Raw genomic sequence first — 2,485 nt, 5'->3', positions numbered from 1 at the left:
CTGTAATCTACATGGGAATCAATCAATATGGGGCGATGGTATCTTGCCTGTCACAAGACAGGAAAACACAATGCATTTAAGGTCCAGATGTTCCTGGCTCGTCTGAATGTGGAAGTATTTATTCCCCAGATCTGTTGTCGTCAGCCAAGATCGGATCGCCCCGGGCATTTCAGATCGGTTTTGGAGCCCTTGTTTCCAGGCTATTTATTTATTTATTTTGATCCCGAGGTGCATCACACCTCAACAATTGCAGCCTGTCCTGGCATGAACCATCTTGTTCGGTTTGGCGGGGTAATCAGTCCTCTGCATGAGGCTGTGGTCGCCGAAGTCATGCAGTTGGTACTGACGGTAAATCCTGATGGAAGCCGACCAACTAATGCTGTTATGAGTGATGAGCTCCAAGCCCAAGAAATACAGGTCCTGACCGATGCACAGCGTCGGCAGATGCAGCAGGTTATTGAAGAAAAAGATGGGACGGCACGTTGTGCACTCTTCTATGCGTTGGCTGAGACCATCAGAGACTGATGTCACAACGTCTGGGATTTTCATCAATCAGTTCTAAAATACCTATTTGTAACACGGGGTAAATCGTTATCAATAAGAGCGAAGTCGGAAGTGCCATGAAAAAGAGTGACATCAGGAAACAGCGGGTATACCGGGCGTTAATGGATCTCTGTCCAGTAATGGAAGAAGGAGTGCCACCCTATGAGGCATGGCCCAAGACGCGGGAAGTCGCAGATGCATGCAATGAAACCATTTATTCTGCACGTCTGCACTTGTTGGCACTGGCACAAGAAGGCCGAGTTTTTTGTTCATATAAAAATGTGAATAACTCTCTGCGCTGGTATCCTCGCCGGCACAGGGCACCGTGGGACGACGAGGTGCAGGGGAATTGACGAGCATGATGTGCCGTTAACCGCTATCCAATATCATATCTTTAGTTTTTATCATAAATTCCTTATCGATTCGGAAATGTTCATAAGATGATGAACCAATAATTACCACGATTGTAATATAGTTGTAATATTACAGCCATAAAATGATGGCTTGCTATCAGAAGCGGATGGGGATGGTCCATATAGTGGTTTGGTATTAACACTGTTTATTTATTTTCATTAATTTTCAGTTCAGCTGAATGGTAATATCATTCAGTCTCATGAATTGCTTGATGATAATAATAAAATAATAATAAAATAATAACGTGAACAATCAAGGAAATGCGTTACCAGAATGGCTCGTTGTCAGGGATGTGTAATATCAAGAATATATGTGCGGACATTTACGCTGTCATATGGTCTTGCCCGGTTTGTTGAAGTGAACGTTAATTTACTTGGGATGTATTCAGATTCAGGCGTTGAAAACCCCGGTCTGGAATAGACAAGTTTTAAATTTATTATTTACACATTCATTTGAGGTTTAAAAGTTTTTATGAAAAAGTCCCTGTTAGCCGTAGCTGTTGTTCTGTCCGCTGGTATGAGCTTGAATGCGTTCGCTATCGAAGCGCCGACGGTTGTTACCGGTGGCACCGTGTATTTCAACGGTGAAGTTGTCAACGCGGCGTGTGCGGTGAGCTCTGACTCCATGGATCAAACCGTCTATCTGGATCAAGTACGTACGGCAGCGTTCAATTCAACGTCGGATGCACCTGCGAATCAGCCGGAAAGCTTCGAGATTAAACTGGTCGACTGTGATCCCACCGTGCAGGCCACTGCCGCGGTGTCGTTCAGCGGTACGACCGTGAGCGGCAAGACCTCCGTGCTGGCCAACACGGCGGGTGCCGGTGCTGCCCAGGGTGTGGGTCTGGTACTGATGGGGCCGGATGGTGCCGTGCTGCCGATCAACACCGGGGTTCCATCAAGCACTGTGTCGGTCATGGATGGTACTACCGTCATCCCATTGTCGGTCGATTATATCTCCACCAGCACAACGGTGACGCCAGGCCCCGTCAGCAGCGTGGCTAACTTCAATGTGCATTACGAATAAATAGCGTGATAGCTAAATAGAGTGACAGGGTGACTCGCTTGGCGAGTCACCCTTTTATGGCTATATCCCAAATTTAGATGGCATGGGGCCCTGGCGTCCCGTGTCAGCAGTGTATGAGTTCTATTTCCCGCTCTCGCCTCCGTCTTCGCCGCCAGCGCCGATATTTCCCGTCCGATAGATAGGCATCCGGATCATTTACATGGACGGCGCGGTTGCTTCCTTCATGTCATTGCTGCCTGAGGTGGAGTGAACACAAGGCGTGCAGAGACAAGGGATCTCGTGTGAGCGAGGTGAGGACTCTCTCTTGATGGCCTGGGTCCACCAATCCCCGGGCATCATTTTGTTATCGGTCGTTGTGAAGAGGTCAGTCGGTGCAAAGAGTATTGCAGGGGACGTTATTGTCCATTCTGGTAGTGATGCCGTCGTTCGGTGCCGTGGCTGACGAGCGCCAGAAAGTGCATACCGCCGGCGATATCAACCTTGAAGGCCGCATCGTTTACTC

3 protein-coding genes are annotated in these 2,485 nt (G+C 48.2%); all 3 read left to right on the top strand.

From position 1 onward, the window contains the following. The first annotated feature begins 27 nt into the window (after positions 1 to 27). Entirely contained in the window at positions 28 to 525 is a 498-nt protein-coding gene (locus LG30_RS21805; protein WP_081966277.1) for a transcription termination/antitermination NusG family protein, read from the top strand. A 95-nt stretch (positions 526 to 620) separates the two neighbouring features. Then, positions 621 to 896 carry a FaeA/PapI family transcriptional regulator gene (locus LG30_RS23060; RefSeq protein WP_152599410.1) on the top strand — a complete coding sequence of 92 codons (276 nt, stop codon included), beginning with the start codon at positions 621 to 623 and terminating at the stop codon, positions 894 to 896. A 532-nt stretch (positions 897 to 1,428) separates the two neighbouring features. Next, complete coding sequence (locus LG30_RS0120885) at positions 1,429 to 1,983, top strand: fimbrial protein (protein WP_033132627.1); 555 nt, start codon at positions 1,429 to 1,431, stop codon at positions 1,981 to 1,983. The last annotated feature ends 502 nt before the right edge of the window (positions 1,984 to 2,485 follow it).

The sequence above is a fragment of the Aeromonas aquatica genome (assembly GCF_000764655.1).
Classification (GTDB): domain Bacteria; phylum Pseudomonadota; class Gammaproteobacteria; order Enterobacterales; family Aeromonadaceae; genus Aeromonas; species Aeromonas aquatica.
The sequence above is the reverse complement of the archived record's forward strand: the minus strand, read 5'-3'. Positions and strand labels throughout refer to the sequence as shown.